Origin of the sequence: Pseudomonas sp. 2822-17, from assembly GCF_002742485.1 — a bacterium.
Lineage (GTDB): Bacteria > Pseudomonadota > Gammaproteobacteria > Pseudomonadales > Pseudomonadaceae > Aquipseudomonas > Aquipseudomonas cyclaminis.
Map to the genome: position 1 here is coordinate 1 of NZ_LJRZ01000396.1, position 261 is coordinate 261.

A 261-nucleotide genomic window follows, 5' to 3' on the forward strand; every position below is an offset into this window, starting at 1 on the left:
AAATTGTTCATAATGTTTCATTTCATCTTCTCTTATCTCTAGAATCTGTTCCATTTCTTTTTTATTTGACGCTTGCTTAGCCATTTTCTCATAACATTGGATTGCATTATATTCACTATCAATAGCATTTTGTAAATCTGTTACAAACTGACTCATATCACCATTGTTTATTGATTGATTCATTGAAGAATACATTTTACCCCTCTCCTTTCGTTTCCCTTCATTTCTATAATATATGCCATCACTTTAGGCCTGTGACGA

Annotated in this window: 1 protein-coding gene; it reads right to left on the bottom strand. The window is 31.4% G+C overall.

Going from position 1 to position 261, the window contains the following annotated elements:
• Positions 1–195: ferritin-like domain-containing protein (locus AOA60_RS13800; protein WP_143522432.1), on the bottom strand; the 195-nt coding region annotated here is incomplete at its 3' end.
• Positions 196–261 lie beyond the last annotated feature (66 nt).